Consider the following 26665-nt stretch of genomic DNA (forward strand, 5'->3'; position numbering starts at 1 on the left):
TCACTCGGCCATGCGGTGCAGCAGGAAGATCCCGTTCAGCAGCGGCCGGTCGAGCCGCTGCGCGTCGGTCGCCACGTACTCGTCGAGGATGTCGAGGATGCGGTTGTCGAGTTCGGTGGCCTCTTCCGGCGAGAGGTGCAGCGCGAATCGCTCGACCACCCGCACCGAAGCGGGCCCGGCCTCGCGGAGTTCGTCCTGGAAGGCTTCGATCGGCCCGAACCGGGTGTCTTCGTCCTCGCCGTTCAACGGCCCGTCCAGCCACCAGGTCTTGCCGGAACTGCGATAGGGCTTTTCGAGCGCGCCGCTCGTCCCGGTGCGCACCGGGGCCTGCTCCAGCAGACCGGCCTCGACGAGCTGCCGCACGTGATAGAGCACCGTGCCGGGGTCCTTGCCGAGCCGGTCGGCGAGCTCCTTGTTGGTCAGCTCCCGCTCGCCGCAGAGCCGGAGGACGCGCAGCCGCAAGGGATGTCCGAGCGCCTTGGCCTCACGCGCGGTCGCTTCGCGCCGCCTGTCCGCGACCCTCGCGGCGACCTGATCGTCCATGACCGCAGCGTAGCCGACCGATGGAGAAGAGAGACATCGATGGAGTTTTCTCAATCGATGTGCGATCCTCGATCGGTGACCTCGCTGGGGACCGCCTACCGGCGGCTGTGGAGTTCGTCGGCGCTGTCGAATCTGGCCGACGGGATCGTCAAGGTCGCGCTCGGGCTGGTGGCCGTCCAGTTCACCCGGTCGCCGTCGCTCGTCGCGGGCCTGGCGGCCGTGTCGTCCTTGCCGTGGCTGGTGTTCGCCCTGCACGCCGGGGTGCTCGCCGACCGTGTCGACCGCCGCCGCACGATGCTCGCCGCCAATCTGGTCCGCGCCACCCTCCTCGCCGCGCTCGCGGCGGCGATCGCGCTGGGGCTCGGGTCGATCTGGCTGCTCTACGTCGTCGCGCTGGGGCTCGGCGTCGCCGAAACGGTCCACGACACGGCCGCGCAGGCGATCCTCCCGCAGATCGTCGGCCGCGACCGGCTGACGAGGGCCAACAGCCGTCTCTACGCCGCCGAACTCACCGCCAACGAATTCGCCGGCCCGCCGCTGGGCGGTTTCCTCGTCGCGGCGGGCGCTTCCGTCGCGTTCGTGGCACCTTCGGCGCTCTGGCTCGTCGCGCTCGTCGCGCTCTTCTTCGTCCCCGGTTCGTTCCGCGCCGAGCGGCCGCGGGACACGAGCGTGCGCGAAGATCTGGTCGAAGGCCTGCGTTTCCTTTGGGAGAACCGGCTTCTCCGGATCCTGGCGATCATGGTCGGCGGGTTCAACCTCGCCACGAGCGCCGTGATCACGCTTTTCGTGCTGTACGCGGTGGGCCCGTCGTCGGCGATGGGCCTGTCCGAGCAGGCCTACGGATTCCTGCTCGCCGTCATCGCCCTCGGCAGTCTCGCGGGATCGTTCGCGGCCGAGCGGATCGAACTCGCGCTCGGCCGCTCCCGCGCGTTGGCGCTCAGCCTGCTCACCGGCGCCGCGCTCGCCGGAATCCCCGCGGTGACCGCGAATCCGTACGTGATCGGCGCGGTGTTCTTCCTCGGCGGCGCCGGGGTCGTGGTGTGGAACGTGATCGTCGTTTCGCTGCGGCAGCGGATCATCCCGGACCACCTGCTGGGGCGGGCCACCAGCGGCCACCGGCTCGTCGCATGGGGCACGAAACCGCTGGGCGCCGCGGCGGCCGGGCTGCTCGCGGAGGTCTTCGGGCTGCGGCCGGTGTTCGCGGGCGCGGCGGTGGTGATCCTGGCGCTGGTGCTGCTCACTCCTCGTGAGTGGCAAGAACGGTTCTAACCGTCCTTGCCACTCACGAGGCGGTCAGCCGGGAAGTACCGACCGAACGGCCTCCGGGGTCCGCCCCACCACGGTCGTGCCGTCGTCGGCGGTGATGATCGGCCGCTGGATCAGCTTCGGATGCGTGGCCAGCGCCTCGATCCACCGGTCGCGGTCGGCGGGGGTGCGCCCCCATGTCTTGAGTTCGAGTTCCTTCGCGATCGGCTCGGCGGTGCGGGTGATGTCCCACGGCTCGAGCCCAAGCCGCTTCAGGACGGCCTTCAGTTCCTTCGCCGTCGGCGGCTCTTCGAGGTATTTCCGCACGGTGTACTCGGCCCCCGCCTCGTCCAGCATCGACACCGCGGACCGGCATTTGGCACACGCCGGGTTCACCCAGATCTCCATCCGGGGCCACTCCCTTCGAAAAGTGCTCACTCGATGAGCACTTTGCTTCCGATGATGGTCACAGACTCCTACGACGAAAGGAACCCTGCCATGGACGAGCCCACCGTCAGCGCCGCGTCCCCCGCCGAGTGGCGGGCCTGGCTCGCCGAGCACGCCGCGACCGAGCAGGAGGTCTGGCTCGTCATCCGGCACAAGGACAGCGGCGTCCCCAGCGTCCGGATCGAAGAGGCGATGGAGCAGGCCCTGTGCTTCGGCTGGATCGATGGGCTGCACCGGAAGAACGACGCCACCAGTTCGCGGTTGCGGTTCACCCCGCGCAACCCCCGGAGCACGTGGAGCCGGGTCAACCGCGAGCGGGCCGCCCGCCTCGTCGCCGAAGGACAGATGACCGGACGCGGTCAGGCGATGATCGACCTTGCCAAGGAAAAGGGCCGCTGGCAGGTCGTGCCGGACGGCGACGGCGTCCCGGAAGACCTGCGTGCCCGGCTCGACGCCGACGAGGCCGCCCGCACCCATTTCGAGAAGTTCCCGCCGTCGTCGAAGCGGCTGATCCTGGAATGGATCCTGACGGCGAAGAAGCCGGAAACCCGGGAACGGCGGATCGCCAGGACCGTCGAGCTCGCGGCCGTGAACGTCCGCGCGAATCACCCGGTCCGGTGACTCAGTTCGGTTCACACCGGGCCACGAGGAGCGCGATGTCGTCCTGCGCCGGCGTGTTGCCGACGAGCGCGGCCATCACCCGCGCGCACACCGCTCCCGGCTGGCCCGCGAAGACCACGTCGGCGAGCCGCTGCAGGCCGACGTCGATCAGCTGATCCCGGCGCTCGACGAGACCGTCGGTGTAGAAGGCGAGCACGGCGCCGGGCGGCAACTCGACGGTGGTTCTTCGGCGCCCCGGCCCGGTGACCCCGATGGGCGGATCGACCGGCGCGTCGACGAACACCGACGGGCCGCCGGGCGGCGCGAGCACCGGCGGCAGATGCCCGGCCAGCGAGATCGCCATGCTGTCGCGCGAAGCCGTCACCAGCCCGTACACGACGGTCGCCAGCGAACCCGGCTCGAAATGCTGCACCTTCCGGTCCAGTTTGGACAGTACTTCCGCCGGGTCGTCCGATTCGAGCGCGTAGGCGCGAAGCGCGCTGCGCAGTCGCCCCATGATCACGGCGGCGTTGAGGCCGTGGCCGGCGACGTCTCCCATCACGATGCCGAGCCGGTCGCCCGGCAGCGAGAACAGGTCGTACCAGTCGCCGCCGACCCCGGGTTCGGTACCCGGGACGTACCGCGCGGAGAACTGGATTCCCGGCACGGCGGGCAACCGCGCGGGCACCAGGCTCCGTTGCAGCGCGGCCGCCGCCGCGCGATCGGTCGACGAGAGTTCGATCTGCACCGCCAGCGCTATGCGCGCGGCGACGAGCCGCAGCAACTCGATGTCGGTCTCGGAGAACTCCCTCGGCGTCAGCGACCCGACGTGCAGGACGCCGATCAGTTCGTCACCCGCGAGCATCGGCACACCGAGCAGCGTGCGCAGCCCCCGTTCCCACAGGAGCGCGTTCACCACCGTGGTCTCGTCGACGTGGTCGATGATCACCGGACGGCGCTGCGCGGCCACCCGGCCCGCGAAGCCGGCGCCGACGGGCACCCGGACGTCCTGGTAGACCTCTTCCTCGATCCCGGAAGCGGCGATCGCCTGCAGGTGCTGCGCCGACGGGTCGTACCGCAGCACCGTGGCGGTGTCGACGCCGAGAACCTCGCGCACACGCGCCAGGATCGTCGTCATCACCTTGTCCTGGCCGAGGTGACCCAGCGCCGTGTCTGTGATGGCTTCGAGCACCTGGAGCCGCTCGTCGGCTGTCGGGGTCTCGGGCATTCGCAGAGCCTAGCCAGTCCGGCCGGCGGTCACCGCCCAGCCCGCCGCGAGTCCGTCGAGGTCGTCCGCCAGTACGGCACTCGGCGGAATGGCGTCCCGCGGCACGCGGCAGGCGAGCGCCGTACCGAGCCCGGCCATCCGGATGACAGTGTCGATCAGCGCCTCCGGCTCCTCCGGCCAGTCGAACCCGGGCTGGGCGATCAGCAGGCTCACGCAGCCGTGCATCGCCGACCAGAGACCCATCGCGAGGACCTCCGGTTCGCCGCGCAGGATCCCGGCCCGCACGCAGGCGGCGGTCGCGTCGGCGAGATACCGGAAACAGGCGACCGCGCCGGGCGACGAACCGCCGGAGGGACGCATCAGCAGTACCCGGTATTGCACCGGATGGTCGAGGGCGAACCGGGCGTACACCCGCGCGCAGCGGCTGAGGGCGCGCATCGGATCGGCGACCTCGACGGCGTGCTCGCGCATCCGGCGCGCGAGTTCGTCCCACACCCGCAGGCATACCGCCTCCAGCAAGGCGTCCCGGCTGGGGAAGTGCGCATAGACCGACGGCGTGGAGACACCGGTGCGCCGCGCGACGGCCCGCAGCGTCAGCGCCTCGTCGCTTCCCGCCTCGCCGAGCAGGGCGTCGGCGGCCGACAAGATCTCGCCGCGCAGCTTGTCCCCTTCGCCCGGCCGCGCCTTCGTCCGCTTCGCGCCCATGCCGTGATGCTGCCAGCATTGACTTGACACCGTCAACTTGACGGTGTCAGCTTGAGGCATGGCGCATTTCCGGACCGCGACCGCCCTCCGCCGCCGAGGCGGCGACCCGGTCTTCGACACCGAACTCGATCCACAGTGGACGATCGGGACGAAGCTACACGGCGGCTATCTCCTCGCCGTGCTCGCCAAAGCGGCCGCCGAGGTCTCCTCGCATCCGCATCTGACCGCGATCAGCGGCTCGTTCTCGGTGGCCCCCGAGCCCGGCCCCGCCGTCGTGGAGGTCGAGGTGCTGCGCGAGGGCCGCGGCCTCACCCAGCTGCGCGCCCGGCTGAGCCAGCAGGGCGCGCCCTGCACCGAAGCGCTGATCACCCAAGGCGTCCTGACCGAGGGCGACGCGTGGTGGTCCGGAGTGGATCCGGTGGAGATCCCGCCGGAGCAGGACTGCCTGCCCGTGCCCGCCGACGGCGGTGGCGGATTCCGCATCGGACTGATGGACGTCGTCGAGCAGCGGCTCGACCCGGCCGCGGCGGGTTTCGCGGTGGGACAGCCGTCCCGGAAGGGCGTGATCTCGTCCTGGCTGCGGCTCGCCGACGGCAGTGACTGGGACCCGGTGAGCCTGCTCGTCGCGCTCGACCCGGTACCGCCGATCTCCTACGACCTCGGCATCGCGGGCTGGGCGCCGACCGTCCAGTTCACCGCGTACCTGCGCGGGCTCCCGGCGCCGGGTCCGGTGCGGGTGCGGATGCGCGCGGGCGAGCTCGGCGGCGACCGGATGGACGAGGTCGCGGAGCTTTGGGACGAAAAGAACCGGTTGATCGGGCAAGCGACCCAGATCGCCGCCGTCCGGCTCCCCTGAACCACCCGAAAGCGGGTTCATGACGCGGCGCCGGGAGCTAAGATCCGGCTTCGACGTCATTGTTCTGGGGGCAGGACCATGGAAGTGGAACCACGTCGCGCGGGCGAGAACGACTCCGATCCCGGCGGAGCCGAGATCACCCGGCTGTGCCGGACCTTGGTGCCGTTGGCCGCCGCCGGCAAGTACGCCGAGGCCGCGTCGACCTATCGCTGGGTGACCAGGGCCTCGTCCGGCGATCCGCTCCGGTACGGCGATCACGCGTTGCGGCTGGAATTCTGCGCCCTCACCGGCAACGAGCACACCGGTCTCGATCTTCTGTCGCTTTTGGACGGTGTCGGCGACCATTCGGACGCCGTCGGCAGGCTCGAGTTCTTCGCCTCGGCGGCGCTGCTCACCCGCCGGTTGACGGAAACCGGATACGGCGACATCCCGTTCGTCCTCAACGGCCCGTACGACGGCGTTCCCCTGAGCAGGCTGCACGAGCGGATGCGGGCGGCGGCGTTCGTCGAAGCCGAGGAACTCGACGGACGCGAGCACACCGGCTACTTCACCGGCTACGCCGAACGGAAGATGGCCGCGAAACCGGTCGCGGAATTCGTCCCGCTCCTGCCGTCGGCGCTCCCCCGGGTCCCGATCCTGCCGCCGCCGGGACTGTCCGCCGAGGAGCTCGTCATCCGGGCGGAGATCCACAATCACCGGTGCGAACCGGAGGAGGCGCGAGCCTGTCTCGACGCGATCGAAAGCGTCCCGGACGAAATCGGGCCGCGGCTGAGCGAATTGCGCGCGATCTTCTTCCAGGGCGAGGACACCGAGGAGCGGCTGCGCCACGCGGCCGCCGGATTCCGGCGCCAGGGCGACGAAATCCGCTTTCTGCTCAACCAGTGCTGGCTCGGCCTGTGGCTCGTCTTCGACGATCAGGCCGAGACCGGGGTCGCGCTGACGACGGTGGCCGCGGCCCGCTTGCGCGCCGGGACGGACGAACGCGCCGCCTGCTGGGGCGAATACTGGCTGGCGCACGTGCTTTCCGGGCAGGGCCGCACTTCCGAGGCGTACGAGGCCTTGCGACGGGGCGCCGAGCGGGCTCGCGCGGCGGGGGATCCTTTGCTCCACGGGACTCTGCTGTGTCTCGAAGCGTCGTTGCGGAACGGCGACGGAGAGGATCCCGCGACCACACTGGAGCTCGCGCGGGCGGCGACGGACGCCTTCATCGTCGGCAACGTCGGCGAAAAGGCGGTCGAGGCCGTCGAACAGGTCCGGATCGCTTACGAACGAACGGGATCGCTCGACGAACTGGACGTCTTCGTGGAACACCTGCTGGCGACGCTGCCCGTCGGCGGTCCGGAACGGTTGCGCGGACATCTCCGCCACCTCCGGGCGCTGTCGCTGATCGGCACCGGCAGGTTCGCCGAAGCCGTCGACGACGCCTACGCGTCTCTCGGTGTCTCCGCGTCGAAAGGCAAGGACACCGCGGAACATTGGTACGTCCTCGTCACCGCGCTGCACGGCGCCGGCCGCTACGACGAAGTGCTCGACGTCGCACCCCGCGCCATCTCCCTGCTCGCCGCTTCACCGGACTGGGGCCACCGCTGCCGGTGGATGTACGCCGACAGCTACCGCGCGCTCGGCGAATCTTCGCGCGCCTTCAACGAATACGCCGTCCTCGCCGAAATCCTCCAGGATTCGGGCGACACCGGGCACTCCTACATCTCGGTGAGCATGGCCGCCGCCGAACAGCTCGATCTGCTCGGCTACGGCGCGAACGCCGCCGACTTCTACGCGCGGGCCGCCGACGCGGCCTCGGCGATCGGCGGCGGGTACGTGGCCGCCACTTGCCGTAACGCCGCGACACTTTCCCGGCTGCGGTCCGGCGACCTCGACGCGGCACTGAGCGCGCTCGACGCCGCGGAAACCGCTGTGCACGCCGTGGAAACCGAAACCGCGCCCGCCAGGGAACATCTCATCGCGCAGCTCGACCACGTCGCCGCCCACGTGCTCAGCGCCGCCGGCCGCGTCCGCGAGGCCGCCCGCCGCGCGCTCAGCGCCGCCGAAACATTCCACCGGATAGGCGAAGCCGAGTCCGCCCGTGACGTCGACCTGTTGCTCGAACAGATACTCCTGGGTGAACAGACGTGACGTGTGTCCTGTTCTGTCAGTGACATGCCCACCTTCCGGTGCTTATGATTCCTGGCGGTCTAGACCTCTTGACGCATCCGGATGCCTCATCCCTGCGAGGTAAAGGCGGTTCGGCATGACCGGAAGAATCTTCAGACTCGTGGCCGGCGCGGTGCTGGCGCTCGGCGTCCTGTCCCTGCCCGCTCCCGTGGCGGCCGCGGCCGAAGCCTCGGTGGTCTGCGACGGTGACGGCGTCAGCGGAAAACGCGTTCAAGCGCTTTATGTCCGCGGGAACACGCAAGCGGACCGGTACGGGCAATTCGTCGGCCAGTTCCAGACCTTCGCGAGCCAGATCGACGACCTCTTCGTCGAAGCCGCGGTCCGGCTCGGCGGCGGTGTCCGGCACGTCAGGTACGTGCACGACGCGAGCTGCCGGGCGGCGGTCGCGAACGTCGTCATCGCCCAGTCCGCGATGGCCAACGTGGACACGATCACCAACGCCATCAAGGCACAGGGCCACAATCGCGCCGACCGCAAGTACATCGTCTGGTACGACGCGGGCGGCTGCGGGCTCGCGTTCGGCAACGGCGGCAACGACAGCCCCGGCGCGAGCAACCCGTACAACGGCGGCCCGCACTACGCCACGGTCGGCACGGGATGCTGGAGCTGGCAGGCCACCGGGCACGAACTGCTGCACAATCTCGGCGCCGTCCAGGGCAGCGCGCCGAACGCGACACCGTACGGCCATTGCTGGGACGACGAAGACATCATGTGCTACGACGATGGCGGTCTCCCGCCGGGCGGCCTGAAGAAGGTGTGCCCCGGCGCGCCGGAGAACCAGATCGACTGCCTCGGCGACGACTACTTCCACACCAATCCCGCGCCCGGGAGCTATCTCGCCACCCACTGGAACGTCGCGAACAGCGAGTACCTGATCCGGAGCGGCACCCCGTATCCCGCCGGGCGGATCACCGGCGTGACCGGGAAATGCGTCGACGTGGACCACTCGCAGATCACGAACGGCACGGCGGTGCGGCTGTGGAACTGCAACGGCACCCCCGCGCAGACGTGGGCCGTGCAGAACGGGACGCTGCGCGCGCTCGGGAAATGCCTGGACGTCGCCAACAGCGGCACGGCCGACGGGACGCGGGTGCAGCTGTGGGACTGCAACGCGACCGGCGCGCAGACCTGGCGGCGGCAGGGCACGACACTGGTCAACCCGCAGTCCGGCAAATGCCTCGACGTCGAGGCAGGCGCCACCGGCGAGGGCACCCGGCTGGTGATCCGGACCTGCGACGGGGCGGCCGGCCAGTCCTGGCAGATCCCCGCTTGAGCCGCGTTTAGTCCTCTGAACGCGGTTCGCGATGCCGGCGGGCGTGTCGCGAAAGCCACTTTCGGGACGTCAGACGTCTCGAAAGTGGCTTTCGCGACATGGGCCGGGCTCCCCGCCGTCGTCTTGCCAGCACCGCTCACCAGGAGAAAGATCCCCGGCATGTCCGGAGGAGCCAGCGGTACCCGAAGCCTGCCCATCGGCTCGATCGCGCTGTGGATCGTGCGCGTCGCGCTCGCCGCCGAGTTCCTCTACAGCGGCTACCTGCTGTTCTCGGGTGGCCACACCGAACAGGTCTTCGCCGAGATCGGGCTCGGGCAGTGGCTCCGGTACGTCACCGGCGTCCTCGAGGTCGCCGGCGCGATCGGCCTGCTGATCCCCCGCTTCGGCGGGCCGTCGGCGCTGCTGCTGGCGGGCGTCATGGTGGGCGCGAGCGTCACGGAGCTGTTCATCCTCGCGGACGGCGGCCCGGTCCTCCCGCTGATCCTGCTGATCGTCTGCGCGACGCTGGCCTGGTTCCTCCAGGATCAGACGCGCGCGCTGCTCGGGATCAAAGCTCCCAGAGACGACGAGGACGACCGCTAGGCGAACGCGCGCCACCCTTACACCGAACGGCGCAAACCTCGCCCGCCGAATGCACCGTTCATCGGGACGGACAAAGAAAAACCGCATGTCAGCCTGCCTCGCGAGGCCTTGACGAGCACGCCGAAATTCGATCATCAGCGTGATCGATCGCTCACTCAAGGTGAAAGATTGCGGCTCGTTTACAACGAACCGGCCACCCGCTTGACAGTCGGAGTGGTACGTACCACTCTGCCCACATTGGTCTACACCATTTTGTGGGAGCTCGGCATGGTGGCCGGGCATCGAAAGGACGGCACGAGTGAAGCGCTGGCTCAAGATGGCTGCGGGCGCCGCCGCCATCACCCTCGCGACGGCGGGCTGCGCCGGTTCCGGCAGTGGCGACAGCACGAATTCGAGCGCTGCGGCCTCGAACGGCTCGCTCACGGTCTGGCTCATGACGGGCACCGCCCCGGAAGCACTGACGAACTCGCTCCACAAGGAATTCGAAGACGCGCACCCCGGCGTCAAGGTCAAGTACGAGATCCAGCAGTGGAACGGCATCCAGCAGAAGCTGACCACCGCGCTGGCCAGTGACAACCCGCCGGACGTGATCGAGCTGGGCAACACCCAGACCCCCGCGTTCGCGAACCAGGGCGTGCTCGCCGACCTCACCTCCAGCGTGAACGACTTCAACGGCGCGCAGTGGCTGCAGGGCCTCAAGGCTTCGGGCGAGTTCGACGGCAAGACCTACGGCGTCCCGTTCTACGCGGCCAACCGTGAGGTCATCTACCGCAAGGACATGTTCGAGCAGGCGGGCATCACCGCGACGCCGAAGACGCGCGCGGAGTGGCTCGACGCGATCACCAAGCTCAAGGCCAAGTTCGGCAGCGACCCCGAGTTCCAGGCCCTCTACCACCCCGGCCAGAACTGGTACGAGCTGCTGTCCTACATCTGGGACGAGGGCGGCGACATCGCGCAGGCCAACGGGAAGTCCTTCAAGTCGACCCTGGACTCCCCGCAGGCCAAGGCCGGGCTCGACTTCTACAAGCAGCTCACCGAGGCTTCGGGCACCAAGGCCCCGAAGGACGCCGACGAGGCCACCCCGCAGCAGGCCGGTATCTACGGCGCGGGCAAGGTCGCGATGATGATCGGTGTCCCGGGCGAGGTGGACACCGCGGCGAAGACCGACCCGAAGATCAAGGAGAAGTCGGGCGCCTTCCCGATCCCCGGCAAGACCGCCGACAAGTCGGCCCCGGTCTTCCTGGGCGGCTCGAACCTGGTCATCCCGGCCAACAGCAAGAACGCGGCCGCGGCCAAGGACTACGTCAAGCTGTTCTCCACCCCGAAGTACCAGACCGAGCTGGCCAAGGCCGGTTACGTCCCCGGTACCTCGACCGACGTGTCCGCGCTCGACGCGAACCCGCTCACCAAGGTCATGGCCGAGGCTTCCAAGAACGGCCGTGCCGTGCCGACCAGCCCCAAGTGGGGTGACGTCGAGTCCGGTCAGAACCCGATCAAGGACATGCTGACCGCCTACCTGACCGGAACGAAGACGCTCGACCAGGCGACCGCCGACGCCAACGCAGCGCTCGACAAGCTCATCGGCGGATGACCACGACGAAAGATGTGACGATGCCGGCGGGGGCCACCCCGCCGGCATCGCCGCGCAGCAAACCGCCGAAATCCAACCGGCGCCTCCGCCTCGGCGAGCGGACCGCGCCGTACCTGCTGATCCTTCCCGCGCTGGTCGCGATCCTGGTCCTGCTGGGCTGGCCGACGCTGCAGCTGATCGGGATCAGTCTCCGCAAACTCGACCTCCGTGAGCTGGTCTCCGGGGAGATGGTCTGGGTAGGACTCGAGAACTTCTCCGAGATCCTGTCCGACTCGGAATTCTGGGAGATCACCGTCCGCACGCTGGTGTTCACCGCGTCGGTCGTGCTCCTCACCCTGCTGCTCGCGCTGCTCATGGCGGTGCTGATGCGGCATCTCAACCCGGTGGTCCGGGTGATCGTGCAGGTCGCGCTGATCCTCGCGTGGGCGACGCCGGTGGTCGCGACGACCACGGTGTTCCAGTGGATCTTCGACCAGCAGTACGGCATCTTGAACAAGACGCTCGCGAAACTCGGTTTCGAGAGTTTCATCGGGCATTCGTGGTTCTCCACCGGCCCGAGCACGCTGACGGTCATCGGGATCCTGGTCGTCTGGCAGGCGGTGCCGTTCGTGGCGTTCACGCTCTACGCCGGGCTTCTCGGTGTCCCGAAGGAGCAATACGAGGCCGCGGGCATCGACGGCGCGAACGCCTGGCAGGCGTTCTGGGCGGTCAGCTGGCCGGCGATCCGGCCGATCCTGACCATGGTCACGTTCCTGTCGGTGCTGTGGGACTTCAAGCTGTTCGCCCAGGTGTGGGCGATCCGTCAAGGCGGACCGGACGGCGCCAGCACGACGCTGCCGGTCTACATGTACCTCAAGGGCCTCGCGGGCAACCACTTCGGCCTGGCGGCCACCGCCGCCCTGCTGATGATGCTCGTGCTGATCCTGCTCACCGCCCGGTACGTCCATCTGCTGGTGCGCACGAAGGAGGCCGACCTGTCATGAGGAAGTCCCTGTCCCAGCGGATCGGCCTCGGCACGCTCGGCGTGGTGGTGGCGCTGCTGTTCGTCTTCCCGACGTACTGGATGTTCACCTCTTCGCTGAAGACACCGGGCCAGGTCCTGTCCCCGGACTACGACCTCGTCCCGCTGTCGGTGACGTTCGAAAACTTCGTCTCGGCGCTGACGAAACCCGGCTTCACCACGTACCTCGCCAACAGCCTGATCGTCACGCTCGGCGCGGTGCTGTGCTCGCTCGTCGCGGGTGTGCTGGCCGCGGTTCCCTTGTCCCGCATGCGTTTCCGCGGGCGCAAGGGGTTCCTGCTGCTGGTGCTCGTCGCCCAGCTGGCGCCGTTCGAAGCGCTGCTGATCCCGATGTACCTGCTGATGCGCGACGCCGGGCTGCTCAACCAGCTGCCTTCGCTGCTGCTGGTGTACTTCGCGGCGACGCTGCCCTTCACGTGCTGGATGCTTTACGGCTTCGTCAACGGCATCCCGTACGACCTCGAAGAGGCCGCGATGATCGACGGCTGCAGCCGGGCGGGCGCCTTCCGCCGGGTGACGCTGCCGCTGCTCGCGCCCGGGCTGGTGACCACCTCGGTGTTCAGCTTCATCACCGCGTGGAACGAGTTCCTGTTCGCGTTCGTGTTCATGCGCGACCAGAACAAGCAGACGCTGCCGGTGTGGCTGTCGTCGTTCCGGACGGCGTTCTCCGTGGACTGGGGCGGCATCATGGCGGCGTCGGTCATCTACGCCGTGCCCGCGCTGGTGTTCTTCATCATCGTCCAGCGCAAGCTCGTGTCCAACCTGACCGCAGGCGCAGTGAAGGGATAATCGTTGTCTTCACCGGAAAAGCTCGCCGCATCCGTGCTCGTATCGGGCTTCGACGGCACCACCGCGCCGGAGTGGCTGCGCCGCAAGGTGGCGGACGGTCTCGGCGGCGCGATCCTGTTCGGCCGCAACGTGGTCGACGACGAGCAGGTGGCCGCGCTGAGCGCGCAGCTACGGGCGGAACGGCCCGACGTGCTCGTCGGCATCGACGAGGAGGGCGGTGACGTCACCCGGCTCGACGTCGCCACCGGCTCGTTCGTGCCGGGGCCGCTCGCACTCGGCGCCGCGGACGACGTCGAGCTGACGGCCTCGGTCGCGGCGGCGCTCGGCGAACGGCTGGCCGCGTGCGGGGTGACGATCAACTTCGCCCCGTGCGCGGATCTCACGCTGGCGGCCGAGGATCCCTCGATCGGGGTCCGGGCGTTCGGTTCGGATCCGGAAAAGGCGTCGCCGCATGTCGCGGCGTACATCACCGGCCTGCAGAAGTACGGCGTGGCCGCGTCCGCCAAGCATTTCCCCGGGCACGGGGCGGCGACCGACGATTCGCACCACGCGCTGCCGGTGCTGCCCAGGACCGAGGCGGAATTGCGCGAGCTCGAACTCGTGCCGTTCAAGGCGGCCATCGCGGCCGGGGTGCGCGCGGTGATGACCGGGCACCTCGTCGTCCCCGCGTGGGGTGAGCTGCCCGCGACGCTGAACCCGAAGGCGCTCACCGACGTCCTGCGCGGCGAGCTCGGCTTCACCGGCGCGGTCGTCACCGACGCGCTGGACATGGGCGCCGTCGCCGGAGAGCTCGGCAAGACCGAGGGCGTCGGACGGGCGTCGGTGCGGGCGCTGATCGCCGGCGCCGACGCGCTGTGCCTCGGCGGAGTGTCGTTCGAAGAGGACGAGCTGAACCGGATCGCGGCGGTCATCGCGGCCGCGGTCGAATCCGGTGAGCTGCCGCTGGAACGGCTGGCAGAGGCGTCGGAACGGGTCGCCGCGCTCGGCACTCCCCCGGTTTCGACGCCGATCTCCCGGGTGGATCACCGGCTCGGCCTGGAGGCGGCACGCAAGGCGTTGCGGATCCAGGGTTCGCCGAAGCTGGACGGCCCGCCGCTGGTGATCGACATCGAGACCGAGCCGATCATCGCGGCCGGACCGATGCCGTGGGGGCTCGGCTCGCATCTGACCGAGCTCGTGCCCGGCACCCGGGCGCTCAAGGTCGGCGCGGACGAGATCGCGACCGCGATCGAGGCCGTCCACGGTGCCCGTGACCTCGTGGTGGTGACGCGCGAGGCACACCGGCACCCGGAGGTCCGCGAGTTCCTCAGCTGGCTGCGAGAGTCCTCTGTGGACTACATCCGGGTCGAAACCGGTGTTCCCGGCCCGGAGACCGACGGGCCGCGGATCGACACGTTCAGCGGGTCCTACGTCAGCCTCCGCGCCGCCGCGGAGTACCTGGCCTGACCCCTTTCGCGTTTCGTCCTCTGAATGCGGTACTTGCGTATGCATGGACCGCGTTCAGAGGACGAATCGCGTTATTCGGTTGCGGCGCCGGAGCGGGGGTGCTGTAGTCGGGAAGATCGGTTCCCGGCCTAGGAGATGATCGTCTTGCGAGTGACCACGTCCTTCCCTCAGGTACTTTCCGCCTACCTCAAGGACGAGACCACTCGTGAAAACCCTCAATCTGGGGATTCTGGCGCATGTTGACGCCGGGAAGACGAGCCTGACCGAGCGTCTGTTGCACACCGCCGGGATCATCGGCGAACTGGGCAGCGTCGACGACGGCAGCACGCAGACCGACACCCTGGCGCTCGAACGCGCCCGCGGCATCACCATCAAGGCGGCCGTGGTGTCGTTCGCCCTCGGCGACGTCACCGTCAACCTGATCGACACCCCCGGCCACCCCGACTTCATCGCCGAGGTCGAACGCGCGCTCGGCGTGCTCGACGGCGCCGTCCTGGTGCTGTCCGCAGTCGAAGGCGTCCAAGCCCAGACCCGGGTCCTGATGCGGACCTTGCGGCGGCTGGGCGTCCCGGTGCTGCTGTTCGTGAACAAACTGGACCGCCGAGGCGCCGACCCGGAGCGCGTTTTCCGGGAGATCGCCGAGAAACTCACGCCGACGGCCGTCACGATGGACCCCGATCGGGTGATCGATCTGCTGGCGACACTCGACGAGGACTTCCTGACCGAGTACCTCACCGCCCCGGACACGTTCACGCCGTCACGGCTCCGCGCCGAACTCTCCGCGAAAGTCGCCGAAGGTCGCGCTCATCCGGTCTATTTCGGATCCGCGATCACCGGCGCCGGGATCGACGCGCTCCGCGACGGCATCGAGAACCTGTTGCCCGCCAAGGAAGCCGACGTCCACGCGCCGCTGTCCGGCACGGTGTTCAAGGTCGAGCGCGCGCCGGGCGGCGAGAAGATCGCCTACGTGCGGCTGTTCACCGGCAGCGTCGCCGTGCGCGACAAGGTCCCGCTCGGCGACGGCGAAGGCAAGGTCACCGCGATCAGCGTTTTCGACCACGGCTCGGCCGTGCCGTCGGGATCGGCCGAGGCCGGGCGGATCGCGAAACTTTCGGGGCTCGACGTCCGGATCGGGGACGTGCTCGGGGCCCGGACGCGAGCGCGGGAGGCCCTGTTCTCGCCGCCGACGCTGGAAACCGTCGTCTCGCCGGTGCGCCCCACCGATCGCGGTGCGCTGCACCAGGCGCTCACCCGGTTGACCGAACAGGATCCGCTGATCGGCCTGCGGCACGACGAGGTCCGCCAGGAGACTTCCGTTTCGCTGTACGGAGAAGTGCAGAAGGAGGTCGTACAGGCGACGCTCGCGGACGAATACGGCATCGACGTCACCTTCAGCGAGACGACCACGATCTGCGTCGAGCGCGTCTCCGGCACCGGGTCGGCCGTCGAGCTCATCGGCACGGCGTCGAATCCCTTTCTGGCCACGGTCGGGCTACGTGTCGAGCCCGGAAGCGGGATCTCGTTCCGCTTGGAGGTCGAACTCGGCTCGATGCCGTATTCCTTCGTCAAAGCCGTGGAGGACACGGTGAAGGAGACGCTGCGCGAAGGCATCCACGGCTGGGAGGTGGGCGACTGCGCGGTGACGATGACGCATTCCGGCTACTACGCCAGGCAAAGCCACGCCCACGGCACGTTCGACAAAAGCATGTCCAGCACCGCGGGCGATTTCCGTGATCTGACGCCGTTGGTACTGATGGCGGCGCTGCGCGAGGCCGGGACGACCGTCCACGAACCGCTGCACCGGTTCACCCTCCAAACCCCGGCCGACACGCTCGGCGCGGTGACCGCGCTGCTGGCGCGGGCTCGCGCCGTCCCGCGGACGACCATCACGAAGGGCGGCACGGCCGAACTCGAAGGCGAGATCCCGGCGGCGGAAACCCATACGGTGCACCAGCTCCTGCCCTCGGCGACTCGAGGGGAAGGCGCGATGGAGACGGCGTTCCACGGCTACCGGCCCGTCCGGGGAGCGGCGCCGTCGCGAGCGAGGACCGATCACAACCCGTTGGAACGCAAGGAATATCTGTTACGCGTGCTGCGGCGCGTCTGAAGAACGGAGAACGTCATGGTTTCACGGCTCGGGGTCAGGATCCCGCGCGAGCTGCCCGCCGCCCGCCTGACCGGCCTCGCCCGGCGCGCGGAACAGGAGGGCCTGGACGAGGTCTGGATCGTCGAGGACTGCTTCTACGCGGGCGGGATCGCGACGGCGTCGGCGGTGCTGGCGGCGACCGAGAAGATCACCCTCGGCATCGGCATCATGCCCGCCGTGGCGAGGAACCCGGCCATCGCCGCGATGGAGATCGCGGCGCTGGCGGAGCTGTACCCCGGACGGCTGATCGCCGGATTCGGGCACGGGGTGCCGAGCTGGATGCGGCAGATCGACGCGTGGCCGAAGTCGGCGCTCGCCGCGTTCGAAGAGACGCTGACGGTCATCCGCCGTCTCCTGGCGGGTGAACGCGTTTCGTTCGAGGGCAAGCACGTGCGGCTCGACGAGGTCGAGCTGGAGTTCCCGCCCGCGCTGCCGCCGAAGCTCGTCGCCGGTGTCCGCGGCCCGAAATCGCTCGCGGCGGCGGGCCGGGTCGCCGACGGGACGCTCCTGGCCGAACCGGCGACCCCGGAGTACGTCCGCGCGACACGGGACCTCATCGGCGTCGAAGACCATTCGATCGCCACCTACAACTGGCTGGCCCTCGACGCCGATCCCGAGCGGGCCCGCGAGCGCGCCCGGTCCGACGTCGCGTCCGCGATCGGGCCGAACTCCGGTCCGGCGCTGGAGCCGCTGGACTTCGGCGCGGAACTGCTGGCCGAGGTCGAGGCCGCGACCGACCGCGAAGACCTGGCCCGGCGGTTGCGGCCCGAGTGGATCGACAGGCTGAGCGTCAGCGGCCCGCTCGACCGGTGCGTCGAGCAGATCCGCGCCCTGTACGCGGCCGGGACCGAGTCGGTCATCCTGCTCCCCCTGCTCGGCGAGCCGGAGGAGGAGTCCTTCGCCGCGGCGGGCCGGATCGCCGCGGCCCTGCGCGGCTGACCCTCCTCCGCATTTCGTCCTCTGAATGCGGTCAAGGGGCGGCGGCGCCTGGGGCGAAGGGGACTTTCCGCACATCTGATGCGGCGAAAGTCCCCTTCACAACACCCAAGCGACCGTGGGCCTCGTCGTGAAGGCCGCCTTTGGGACGTTAGATGTCTCAAGGGTGGCCTTCAGGACATCGCTGGTCCCTGCCCCAAGCACCGCATTTAGAGGACTGAACGCGGTCCTTGCACACGCAACGACCGCGTTTAGTCCTCTGAATGCGGCGGGGTGTCGAGCGCCCTGATCACGGCGACCATGTCCTCCTCGCCGAGACCGAGCCGCGCGGTCTCGGCGTAGAGGGCGCGGGACGCCGAGATCAGCGGCAGCTCCAGGCCCGCCTCCCCGGCCGCCGCCGCGATCAGCTCGACATTGGCCAGCACGTTCGCGATCGAGGCCTGCGGCGCGAAATCCTCTTCGACCAGCTTGGGCGCCTTGACCCGCAGGATCGGGCTGGCGAGCTGTCCGGCGCCGAGGACGTCGGCGAGCAGGCCGAGATCCAGCCCGTGCGCCCGGGCGAAGTGCACCGTCTCGGCAAGGGAAGTCACGACCGCGGTCAGGTGCACGTTGACCGCCAGCTTCATCAGGAGCCCGTTCGGGACCGGCCCGCAGTACACCGTTTCCCGGCACATCGGCCCGAACAGCTCCCGGACCTCCTCGACCACGCCGGGGTCGCCCGCGAGCATCGCGACCAGCTCCCCCGCCTCCGCCGGGACGCGCGAACCCGAAACCGGGGCCTCCACGTACTTCGCCCCGGCCGCGAGGAGTTCTGCCTCGAGTTCGCGGGAATGGCCCGGCGCGGTCGTTCCCATGTGGACGATCGTGCGGCCCGCCACCCGGGCGGCGAATTCGGGCCCGCCGCGGCCGAGCACGGCGTCGACCGCGGCCGCGTCCTTGAGCATCAGGATCACGACATCGCACCGCGCGAAAAAGTCGGCGACATCGGTCACCCGGTCGCCCTTGCCCGGAGTGCGGTTCCACCGGAGCACCGGGATCCCGGCCCGCACCAGGTTCCGTGCCATCGGCTCGCCCATGCTGCCCAGCCCGGCGAAACCGACTCGTTCGAGGTCCATGGGCTTCACTCTGCGGCACCGGCGGGCGGCGCCGGGCCCGGTGCGACGATTGCGGCGGAAATCGCGAGGAATGCCCCGCCATCCGAGGAGTGATCACCATGGCCTGGCCGGAGAAGGACACCCGTCGAGTCTCGCTGCGCAACGGCCAGTCGTTCCTCTGGCACCTCGACGCCGACTGGGAACGGACGACGCGCGCGATCCGCGTCAAGGAAGACGGCACCGACGGGCAGATCCTCGTCCTCGACCCGTACCACCACGCCTTCCTGCCGACACAGACGCAGGTCCGCCGCGCCATCCACGACGCCTTCCGCGCCGGCTGGCGGCCGGACACGCGACTCCCGCCGCTCGAGATGGTCTTCGACGGCGAACGCTTCGTTCCCGGGGCACGATCGTGAAGGACCGGACGTTCCGCATCGTGACCGGCGAACCGCCAGTCGGCGGCGTGTCGCGAAAGCCACTTTCGGGACATCACACGTCGCGAAAGTGGCTTTCGCGACACACCACCTTTGCCGCACCCCTCAATAACCCGAAACGCCACTCCCGATCGCGCGGACTGAGCCCACGAGCCGATCAGAACGGGTGCTCCATCCACACGTTCGCCTCCACGTACACCCCGCAGTCCCGCTCGACGTTCGCGTGCACCGGCGCGATCCCGCCGGGGATCACGTTGTCGCCGTCGACGAGGTCGACGCCGCTCCATTCCTTCCAGTCCGCGATCGAGCCCGAAATGGTCACCGCGAACGGGCACACCTTGATCATCCGCGCGCCGAGCCGTTCGTGGGTGCGCAGCCAGCGGTCGGCGAGCAGCCCGTCCTCGCGCCGCCGGACGGCGTAGTCCTCCATGAGGACGCCGGGTTCGTCCTCCTTGCCGATCGGGCGCACGGAGACGATCAGCCGCTTCAGCCCCGTCTCGGCGGCGCGCGCCTTCAGCGCCTTGAGCATCGGCGTGGACAGGCCGGTTCCGCGCATTCGCGGCGCCACGACGACTTCGAGGGCGCAGAGGGTGTCGGGCGCGCGGCCGTCCATGAGGTCTTGCGCGGCCCACTGGATCGCCTCGTCCCACCCGTGCGACGGCAGCTCGTGGCGGTCTTCGGCCGGATAGGTCAGCGGGACCGACAGGGCCCGCGCGATCGGCGCGCCGTCGTCGTCCAGCGCGATCAGGAAATACCGCGACCAGTGCCGCAGGAACCGGTCCGGGGTGATCATCTTGCCGCTGGCCCCGGCGTAGATGAATTCACCGCCGACGTCACCGAGATTCAGCGCGGCATCGAGGAGATCGGGGCGGGACGCAAGATCGACGATTCGCATGCCGCCCAGTCAATCGAGGCGGCGGTCTCCCCGATAGCTGCTTCCGGGCGATGATCACGCGGGCTGCCGAGGCGCGGCCTGCAACCGGGAAAGGACATCGGTGAGCCTGCCCGCGGCGACGTCCCATTCCTCCAGGACGCTGCTCCGCGCGAGCGCCGACGTCCGCAGGGAATGGCGGAGTTCGGCGTCGAGCGACCAGCGCAGCAACGCCGCCGCGAGCGCCGAAGGGTTGTTCGGCGGCACCAGCATGCCGGGGACTCCGCCACCGGGAGCGGTGCCGAGCGCGTCGTGCGCGCCGGCGGTTTCGGTGGCCACCACGGGGATCCCGCGCGCCAGCGCCTCGGCGACGACCAGTCCGGAGGTGCCGCCGCGGGCGGGCAGGACGAGCAGATCCGCGCCGTCGTAGACCAGGTCGAGGTCTTCCGGCGGCTGGATGAGGCTGATCCGGGAGCCGAGCCCGAGCCGCTCGACCGTCCAGCGCAGTTCGTCGACGTACGCGGGATCGTGGTGTGTCGCACCGGCGAACACGCATTTGAACGCCAGCTCGTCGACCAGGGAGAGCGCCCGGATCAGCACGTCCTGGCCGTGGCGCGCGGTCATCGGCGCCAGACACAGCAGCCGCGAGACGCCGTCGGCCCCGGCGGCGAGCGGCGCCGCGTCCGTACCGGGTGTCGCGACGTAGACGCGGGTCGGGTCGAGATCGTGCCGGTCGATCAGCTGCCGCGCGAGCCACGGCCCGGTGGCGACGATCATCCCGGTCAGCCGCAGGGTCTCCCGTTCGCAGGCGTCGAGTTCGGCGGCCTGCGCCGGATCGAGCGCGGGATCGTCGGCGAGCGGCCGGTGGACCAGGACCGCCAGCCGGAGCCGCCGCGCGTGCGGGACGACGATCTCCGGGACCCCGCAGGCGACCGTGCCGTCGATCAGGACGACGGTGTCGTCGGGCAACGCGGCGAGCGAACGGGCGAGTCTCGACCGCGACAGCGGCCCCGGCATCGGCCATTCCCCGGCGATCGGCAGTTCCAGCAAGGGCAGACCGGTGGCCGGGAGGTTCTGGCACATCCGGCGGTCGTATTCACCGCTGACGTCCTCGGTTTCGCCCGGCAGGACGAAGACGACCGGTTCGGTCACGCGGACATTCGAGGTGAACACGGTTACCTCCAGATGCGGGCGCCTTATCAGGAGACACGGATGCGGCGCCCGTCCGGTTCATTTCCCGGGCGACAAAGTTCAGTCCGCCACCCGCGCGACCGCCGCGACGAGCTCGTCACGCAGTCCGGCCCCGACCGCGATGGTGGCCGCCGAACGCACCGTGTGGTCGCCGCCGTCGGTGTCGACCACCACTCCCCCGGCCTCGCGCACCAGCAGGACACCCGCCATCGTGTCCCACGGTTTGTTGGCGAGGATGACGCTCGCGTCGAGTTTGCCGTCCGCGACCCACGCCAGGTCGATCGCCGCGGAGCCGAGGAAGCGGACCCGCTGCACACGGCCGCCGAGTTCGGCCAGCAACGCCATCCGGACGCGGTTCTTGACCTCCGCGCCCTCGCCGACCGCGAAGTCGCCGATACTCACGATCGCGTCGGACAGCTCCGTCGCTTTCGATGCCGCGAGACGCTCTTCGCCCGCGTACGCGCCCTGACCCTCCACAGCGGTGTAGGTGACGTCGAGGAACGGCAGGGAGATCGCCGCGACCGTGCTCTTCAGACCGTCGACGAGCCCGAGCGAAACACCGCACAGCGGAATCCCACGCGCGAAGTTCGCCGTGCCGTCGACGGGGTCGAGCGCCCACCACAGGTTCTCGTTCCCCTCGTGCCCGCGCTCCTCGCCGAGGATGCCGATCTCCGGCGTCTCGCGCGCCAGGAACTCGCGGACGGCGTCCTCGACGGCGAGGTCGACGTCGGTCACCATATCGCGATCACCTTTGGCGGCAACGGAAAACGACGTCATCGAGCGGATGATCCCGGTGGCCTTGGCGACGGCCTCGCGGGCCACGGACAACAATGCGGCGTGGTCGGTCATATGGGTACCGTAGCCCGGGTGAACCTGTTCCCGACGGCCACGACGGCCGACGAAAGCGCCCGCGGCGCCGAGGTCGCGGTGCTGCCCGTCGGCAGTTTCGAACAGCACGGCGCGCATCTCCCGCTCGCCACCGACGCGGTGATCGCGACGACGATCGCCGACGCCCTCGCCGCGGCGTATCCGGTGCTGCGGCTCCCGCCGATCACGATCGGCTGTTCCCACGAGCACGCGGATTGGGCGGGCACGGTCAGCATCTCCGCCGCGACGCTGTACGCCGTGGTGAACGACGTCGCCGCCTCGCTGCGCCGGTCCGGTGTCCCGAAACTGGTGCTGGTGAACGCGCACGGCGGCAACTACGTCCTGGCCAACGTGGTCCAGGAGTCGACGTCGCCGATGGCGCTCTTCCCCGGCGTCGAAGGCTGGCAGGCGGCGCACGACGCGGCCGGGCTGGAGACGTCGCTGGACAGCGACATGCACGCCGGCGAGCTGGAGACCTCCCTCTTGCTGCACGCGCATCCTTCGCTGGTCCGGCCCGGTTTCACCGAGGCGGACCACCTCGCCGACGACAGGCGGCATCTGCTGACGGTGGGCCTGCGCCCGTATTCGGAATCCGGTGTGGTCGGGCGGCCTTCGCTGGCGACGGCGGAGAAGGGACGGCTGGTGCTGGAGTCACTGGTGGAGAGCTTCGGGGACACCCTGGCCGCGCTGGGCTGAAGGGGACTTTCCCCGCATGCCATGCGACGAAAGCGCCCTTCACCGCGTGAGACGCGGGGAAAGTCCCCTTCAGCTCCCCGCCGCGCCCACCGACTCGATCGCGTCCAGATGCGGCAGGAAGTGGTGCATCCGCTCCTGTTTGGTCCGCAGGTACCGCAGGTTCTCGTCGTTCGGCGTGACCAGCAGCGGCACCCGCTCGCTGATCCGCACCCCGTGCCGTTCCAGCTGGTCGACCTTCGCCGGGTTGTTGGACAGCAGCCGCACCGACCGCACGCCGAGATCGTTCAGGATCTCCGCCGCGGCGCGGTAGTCGCGGGCGTCCACCGGCAGCCCGAGCGCGATGTTCGCCTCGACGGTGTCGAGCCCTTCGTCCTGCAGCCGCATCGCTTTCAGCTTCGCGAGCAGGCCGATTCCGCGCCCTTCGTGCCCCTGGGCGTAGACGAGGACTCCGGCGCCCTCGTCGACGATCGCCCGCAGCGCGGCGGCCAGCTGGTCGCCGCACTCGCAGTGCATCGAGCTGAACACGTCGCCGGTGAGACATTCCGAATGGACCCGCGCCAGCGTGCCGGAGGTCGCGACGTCGCCGTGCACCAGCGCCATCTGTTCGGTGCCGTCGGCGTCCAGGTACCCATACGCGCGGAAAACGCCGTACCGGGTGGGCAGTCTGGTCTCCACGACCCTCTCGACGGTCATCGGGCTTCTCCTGTCTGTTCGGTGACTCTGGACAGAACGCGCGAGCAGGATGCCCGCGCCGGGAAGGCTGGAGACGAGCGCGAGCACGCCGTAGACGACGGCCACGGTGACCCCCTGCGCCGAACCGAGGCCCGCGGCGCCGAAGAGGAGCGCGCAGACGCCTTCGCGCGGGCCCCATCCGCCGATGTTCAGCGGCAGCCCCATCGCGAGTAGGGCGAGGATCATCAGCGGCAGCAGCTCGCCGACCGGCGCGGTGACTCCCGCCGCGCGCGCGGCGACGACGAACAGGGCGAGATGCCCGGCCAGGGTGGCGACCGAAAGCAGGCCGACCCCGGGCCAGGTCTCCTTGGTCAGCAGCCCGAGCCGGACGTCGGCGAGGGATACGGCGAACCCGCGGCGCCATTTCGATCCACTGTGGATCCACCGTTTCCCGGCCGTCATCCCGGTGACGACGGCCGCGAACGCGAGTACGACCACGGCGATCCCGGCGGCCGTCACCACGCGATCGATCGGCGGCGGCACCACGGAAGGCACGGTGAGCACGACGACGACCGAAGCGCCGATCACCACGATCTGCCCGGCCGTGCGCTCCAGCACCACCGCGCGGACGCCGCGCGGGACGTCACCGGCTTCGCGCCCGTGCTGCACGGCGCGGTTGACGTCGCCCAGGACGCCCGCAGGCAGGACACCGTTGAGGAACAACGCGCGGTAGTACTCGCCGACGGCGCTCGGCAGCGACAACCGAAGGCTGAGCCGCCGCGCGACCAGACGCCAGCGCCAGGCGCTGAAAACCGTGGTGGCGAAACCGATCCCGAGCGCGGCGGCGATCCCGCCCGCGTCGACCTCGCGCACTCCGTCGAGGAACGCGCCGGTGCCCAGCTGCCAGACGAGCGCGCCGAGGATGGCGAGCGCGCCGAGGGTCCGAAGCCAGGGCCAGAGCCGTTTCACGCGGGCACCACCAGGAGATCTTCGTGCTGGATCACCGCGTTCAGCTCGCCGGCCGCGCACTGCGCGAGCCGCCACCGCAGATAGGCGTCCCCGTCCGCCGCGAGTTCCGGCCGCTGTTCGCAGGCGGCGCCGACCCAGCCGGTGAGCCATTCCGCGGTCAGCGCGACCTGATCCGCCCCGAGCCGCCACGGGCTCGGCGCGCGCCGCACGGTGGCGCCGAGGCGTTCGAAGACCCCGAAGGCGACGTCCACCGCGTCCGGTCCGAGCAGCCACCGGCCGTCGGTCACCCGGCGCTGGTGCGCGTTGAAGGCGTCGGAGATCTCGATGTCGAACTTGTCCTTGGGCGAAAGCACCACCCGGCCCGAAACGCTGAGAGTGAACAGGACCGCGCAGCGCGCCTCGGCGCACGCCTCCGCCAGCCGGGACATCTCCTCGGCGGTGAGCAGGTCGAGCAGCGCCGACGCCGCCACGAGCGAAGTCCCGGCGAGGTCCTCCGCGCGTAATTCGGTGATGTCACGCTGCTCGGTGACGACGGTGACCTCGCTTCCGTCCAAAGCGTGATCCGGGCGGCTGGTGCGCGCCAGGGCGTGGGTGAGCAGGTCCGGGTCGCGGTCGTGCAGGATCCAGTGCTGGCGTCCGGGCAGCCGCCTGGCCAGCCAGCGGCCGAGCGAACCGGTGCCGCAGCCGAGATCCCGGACGACTATCTCCTCCCGTCCGCGCAGGAACGCACGCACCGGCTCGATCAGCTCGGTCGCGCGAGCGGCGGCGTCGGCGTCTTCACGCAGCTGAAGCCAGCTGGGGGCGTACTTGGTCATGCCGCCGTCCGTTCACTCAGCAGTACCGCGGCGACACCGCGGGCCGTCTCGTCCCAGCCGGTCAGTGTCTCTCGGCGAAGGCGCGCTGAGGCGCGAAGGCGATCACGCAGGTCAGGTTCGGTCAGCCAGCGGCGGAGGGCCGCGGCCAGCGCGTTGACGTCCTCACCGGGGACGAGCATCCCGGGCACACTGCCGTCGGGCGCCAGGCCGAGCGTGTCCGGCAGGGCGTCGACGGCGGTCGTGAGCACGGGGATGCCGTGTGCGAGCGCCTCGGTGACGACCATGCCGTAGGTCTCCGCGCGCGAAGGCAGCACGAGAAGGTCTGCCGCCGCGTACGTAGCTTCGAGCGCTTCGCCGGACCGGGGCCGGCCAGGCTGAACCGGTCGCCGAGGGTGTGTCGCCGCAGGCGTTCGACGTAGCGGGTCTCGCGGCGTATGGCGCCAACGCACTCACAGGTCCACGGAAGGTCCTTCAGCGACTTCAACGCGTCCGCGAGCAGGCCCTGTCCCTTGCGCGGCGTCACGTTGGCGACGCAGACCAGCTGCGTCCCGCCCAGGCTCCCGGAAGCGACTTCGGCCTTGTCGACCCCGGGCGGCACCACGTGCACGCGGTGTGGCGCGAGGTCGTGGTGCTCGATGAGCCGTCGCGCCGCCCAGTCGCTGGTCGCGACCACGGCGTCGACCGCGCCGAGCGTCTCCCGCTCCAGCCGGTCCAGTTCGGCGGCCAGCGAGGGCGAAAGCCCGGTTTCGTCGGCCAGCGGCAGATGCACCAGCACCGCGACCGACAGCCTCCGCGCGGCGGGCGCGATCACCTCGGGCACCCCGCAGGCGACCAGCCCGTCGAGCAGGACCGCCGCGCCGTCGGGCAGCTCGGCCAGCTTGCGTGCCAGCACCTTGCGCGCTTCGGTGTCGGGCCGCGGCCAGTTCCCGCGCACGGGGATCTCGTGGACCTCCACCGACTCGCCCGCGAGGCCGTCGCACAAGCGCCGGTCGTAGACGTTGCCGCCGCTGGGCGCGCTCACGTCGTCGATGTCGTTCGGCAGGACGACGTGAAGGCGGCTCACAGCGCACGCTCGTAACTCGCCCAGGCGACGTGGGATTCGTGCAGCGAGACGGTGAGCCCTTCGAGGCCGCGCGCGCCCTCACCGAGCGCTCCCGAGTGGACGCGGTCGGCGAGCCGGTCCGCGACGACCTTCGCGAGGAACTCGGTCGAGGTGTTGACCCCGGCGAACTCGGGCACGTCGTCGAGGTTGCGGTAGTTCAGGTCGGCGAGCACCGCTTTGAGCTCTTCGGTCGCCTTGCCGATGTCGACGACGATGTTGTCGGCGTCCAGTTCGGACCGGCGGAACGTCGCGTCCACCAGGAAGGTCGCGCCATGCAGCCGCTGTGCGGGGCCGAAGACCTCGCCGCGGAAGCTGTGGGCCACCATGACGTGGTCGCGGACGGTGATACTGAACAACGGACCTCCCGGATCGAG

Annotated in this window: 25 protein-coding genes and 1 pseudogene; 14 read left to right on the plus strand and 12 right to left on the minus strand. The window is 69.9% G+C overall.

The window, feature by feature from the left end:
* Complete coding sequence (locus MJQ72_RS34670) at positions 1-543, minus strand: transcriptional regulator (RefSeq protein ID WP_240595295.1); 543 nt, start codon at positions 541-543, stop codon at positions 1-3.
* Positions 544-618: 75 nt separating this feature from the next.
* Between MJQ72_RS34670 and MJQ72_RS34675 the strand changes: the two genes are divergently transcribed.
* Positions 619-1812: an MFS transporter gene (locus MJQ72_RS34675; RefSeq protein WP_315860779.1), complete on the plus strand. Its 1194-nt coding sequence runs from the start codon at positions 619-621 to the stop codon at positions 1810-1812.
* Positions 1813-1836: 24 nt separating this feature from the next.
* On the opposite strand, the gene MJQ72_RS34680 is transcribed toward MJQ72_RS34675, so the two are convergent.
* The gene (locus MJQ72_RS34680) at positions 1837-2196 is read right to left on the minus strand and encodes an arsenate reductase family protein (RefSeq protein ID WP_240595297.1); all 360 of its coding nucleotides are present in this window, start codon (positions 2194-2196) and stop codon (positions 1837-1839) included.
* Between the two features lie 90 nt (positions 2197-2286).
* Here MJQ72_RS34680 and MJQ72_RS34685 point away from each other — a divergent pair, with 90 nt between their 5' ends.
* Entirely contained in the window at positions 2287-2856 is a 570-nt protein-coding gene (locus MJQ72_RS34685; protein ID WP_240595298.1) for a YdeI family protein, read from the plus strand.
* Between the two features lies 1 nt (position 2857).
* Here the strand turns inward: MJQ72_RS34685 and MJQ72_RS34690 are convergent, their stop codons facing one another.
* Together MJQ72_RS34690 and MJQ72_RS34695 are read right to left on the minus strand one after the other, a co-directional pair.
* On the minus strand, positions 2858-4063 hold the full coding sequence (locus tag MJQ72_RS34690) for a PP2C family protein-serine/threonine phosphatase (protein WP_240595299.1): 1206 nt from the start codon (positions 4061-4063) through the stop codon (positions 2858-2860).
* Positions 4064-4072: 9 nt separating this feature from the next.
* Positions 4073-4768 carry a TetR/AcrR family transcriptional regulator gene (locus MJQ72_RS34695; protein WP_240595300.1) on the minus strand — a complete coding sequence of 232 codons (696 nt, stop codon included), beginning with the start codon at positions 4766-4768 and terminating at the stop codon, positions 4073-4075.
* Between the two features lie 58 nt (positions 4769-4826).
* On the opposite strand from MJQ72_RS34695, the gene MJQ72_RS34700 reads away from it, so the two are divergent.
* The 10 genes from MJQ72_RS34700 (at position 4827) to MJQ72_RS34745 (ending at position 17583) form a co-directional block, all read left to right on the plus strand.
* Entirely contained in the window at positions 4827-5624 is a 798-nt protein-coding gene (locus MJQ72_RS34700) for a thioesterase family protein (protein WP_240595301.1), read from the plus strand.
* A 78-nt stretch (positions 5625-5702) separates the two neighbouring features.
* The gene (locus tag MJQ72_RS34705) at positions 5703-7757 is read left to right on the plus strand and encodes a hypothetical protein (protein WP_240595302.1); all 2055 of its coding nucleotides are present in this window, start codon (positions 5703-5705) and stop codon (positions 7755-7757) included.
* 115 nt (positions 7758-7872) lie between these two features.
* Positions 7873-9069, plus strand: coding sequence for an RICIN domain-containing protein (locus MJQ72_RS34710; RefSeq protein WP_240595303.1), 1197 nt, complete (start codon positions 7873-7875; stop codon positions 9067-9069).
* Positions 9070-9228: 159 nt separating this feature from the next.
* Positions 9229-9651, plus strand: a complete 423-nt coding sequence (locus MJQ72_RS34715) for a DoxX family protein (protein WP_240595304.1) — start codon at positions 9229-9231, stop codon at positions 9649-9651.
* Between the two features lie 298 nt (positions 9652-9949).
* Positions 9950-11242, plus strand: a complete 1293-nt coding sequence (locus tag MJQ72_RS34720) for an extracellular solute-binding protein (protein ID WP_240595305.1) — start codon at positions 9950-9952, stop codon at positions 11240-11242.
* Positions 11239-12225: a carbohydrate ABC transporter permease gene (locus MJQ72_RS34725; RefSeq protein WP_240595306.1), complete on the plus strand. Its 987-nt coding sequence runs from the start codon at positions 11239-11241 to the stop codon at positions 12223-12225. Before MJQ72_RS34720 ends, MJQ72_RS34725 begins: the two co-directional genes overlap by 4 nt.
* The gene (locus MJQ72_RS34730) at positions 12222-13052 is read left to right on the plus strand and encodes a carbohydrate ABC transporter permease (protein ID WP_240595307.1); all 831 of its coding nucleotides are present in this window, start codon (positions 12222-12224) and stop codon (positions 13050-13052) included. Before MJQ72_RS34725 ends, MJQ72_RS34730 begins: the two co-directional genes overlap by 4 nt.
* Positions 13053-13055: 3 nt before the next feature.
* The gene (locus MJQ72_RS34735) at positions 13056-14498 is read left to right on the plus strand and encodes a glycoside hydrolase family 3 protein (protein ID WP_240595308.1); all 1443 of its coding nucleotides are present in this window, start codon (positions 13056-13058) and stop codon (positions 14496-14498) included.
* Positions 14499-14703: 205 nt separating this feature from the next.
* Positions 14704-16605, plus strand: coding sequence for a translation factor GTPase family protein (locus MJQ72_RS34740; protein ID WP_240595309.1), 1902 nt, complete (start codon positions 14704-14706; stop codon positions 16603-16605).
* Positions 16606-16620: 15 nt separating this feature from the next.
* A complete protein-coding gene (locus MJQ72_RS34745; protein WP_240595310.1) occupies positions 16621-17583 on the plus strand; it encodes an LLM class flavin-dependent oxidoreductase in 963 nt (320 codons plus the stop codon).
* A 248-nt stretch (positions 17584-17831) separates the two neighbouring features.
* On the opposite strand, the gene MJQ72_RS34750 is transcribed toward MJQ72_RS34745, so the two are convergent.
* Positions 17832-18695: an NAD(P)-dependent oxidoreductase gene (locus MJQ72_RS34750; RefSeq protein WP_240595311.1), complete on the minus strand. Its 864-nt coding sequence runs from the start codon at positions 18693-18695 to the stop codon at positions 17832-17834.
* Between the two features lie 98 nt (positions 18696-18793).
* On the opposite strand from MJQ72_RS34750, the gene MJQ72_RS34755 reads away from it, so the two are divergent.
* The gene (locus tag MJQ72_RS34755; RefSeq protein ID WP_240595312.1) at positions 18794-19090 is read left to right on the plus strand and encodes a hypothetical protein; all 297 of its coding nucleotides are present in this window, start codon (positions 18794-18796) and stop codon (positions 19088-19090) included.
* 175 nt (positions 19091-19265) lie between these two features.
* Here the strand turns inward: MJQ72_RS34755 and MJQ72_RS34760 are convergent, their stop codons facing one another.
* From MJQ72_RS34760 to MJQ72_RS34770, 3 genes are all read right to left on the minus strand, one after another.
* On the minus strand, positions 19266-20003 hold the full coding sequence (locus MJQ72_RS34760) for a Long-chain-fatty-acid--CoA ligase (RefSeq protein ID WP_240595313.1): 738 nt from the start codon (positions 20001-20003) through the stop codon (positions 19266-19268).
* A gap of 54 nt (positions 20004-20057) precedes the next feature.
* Positions 20058-21152: a glycosyltransferase family 4 protein gene (locus MJQ72_RS34765; protein ID WP_240595314.1), complete on the minus strand. Its 1095-nt coding sequence runs from the start codon at positions 21150-21152 to the stop codon at positions 20058-20060.
* 78 nt (positions 21153-21230) lie between these two features.
* Positions 21231-22019, minus strand: a complete 789-nt coding sequence (locus MJQ72_RS34770; protein WP_240595315.1) for an inositol monophosphatase family protein — start codon at positions 22017-22019, stop codon at positions 21231-21233.
* Between the two features lie 18 nt (positions 22020-22037).
* Between MJQ72_RS34770 and MJQ72_RS34775 the strand changes: the two genes are divergently transcribed.
* Complete coding sequence (locus tag MJQ72_RS34775) at positions 22038-22733, plus strand: creatininase family protein (RefSeq protein WP_396426897.1); 696 nt, start codon at positions 22038-22040, stop codon at positions 22731-22733.
* Positions 22734-22802: 69 nt separating this feature from the next.
* Here MJQ72_RS34775 and ribA read toward each other — a convergent pair whose 3' ends face one another.
* The 4 genes and pseudogenes from ribA to MJQ72_RS34795 form a co-directional block, all read right to left on the minus strand.
* Positions 22803-24374 (minus strand): GTP cyclohydrolase II, encoded by a 1572-nt coding sequence (gene ribA / locus MJQ72_RS34780; RefSeq protein WP_240595317.1) that lies wholly within the window; start codon positions 24372-24374, stop codon positions 22803-22805.
* Positions 24371-25189 carry a methyltransferase domain-containing protein gene (locus tag MJQ72_RS34785; RefSeq protein WP_240595318.1) on the minus strand — a complete coding sequence of 273 codons (819 nt, stop codon included), beginning with the start codon at positions 25187-25189 and terminating at the stop codon, positions 24371-24373. Before MJQ72_RS34785 ends, ribA begins: the two co-directional genes overlap by 4 nt.
* Positions 25186-26252, minus strand: a pseudogene (locus tag MJQ72_RS34790) (glycosyltransferase family 4 protein). The gene MJQ72_RS34785 and the pseudogene MJQ72_RS34790 overlap by 4 nt, the downstream one beginning before the upstream one ends.
* Positions 26249-26647: a 6-carboxytetrahydropterin synthase gene (locus tag MJQ72_RS34795; protein WP_240595319.1), complete on the minus strand. Its 399-nt coding sequence runs from the start codon at positions 26645-26647 to the stop codon at positions 26249-26251. The pseudogene MJQ72_RS34790 and the gene MJQ72_RS34795 overlap by 4 nt, the downstream one beginning before the upstream one ends.
* Between the last annotated feature and the right edge of the window lie 18 nt (positions 26648-26665).

The sequence above is a fragment of the Amycolatopsis sp. EV170708-02-1 genome, assembly GCF_022479115.1.
In the GTDB taxonomy this organism is placed as follows: Bacteria; Actinomycetota; Actinomycetes; order Mycobacteriales; family Pseudonocardiaceae; genus Amycolatopsis.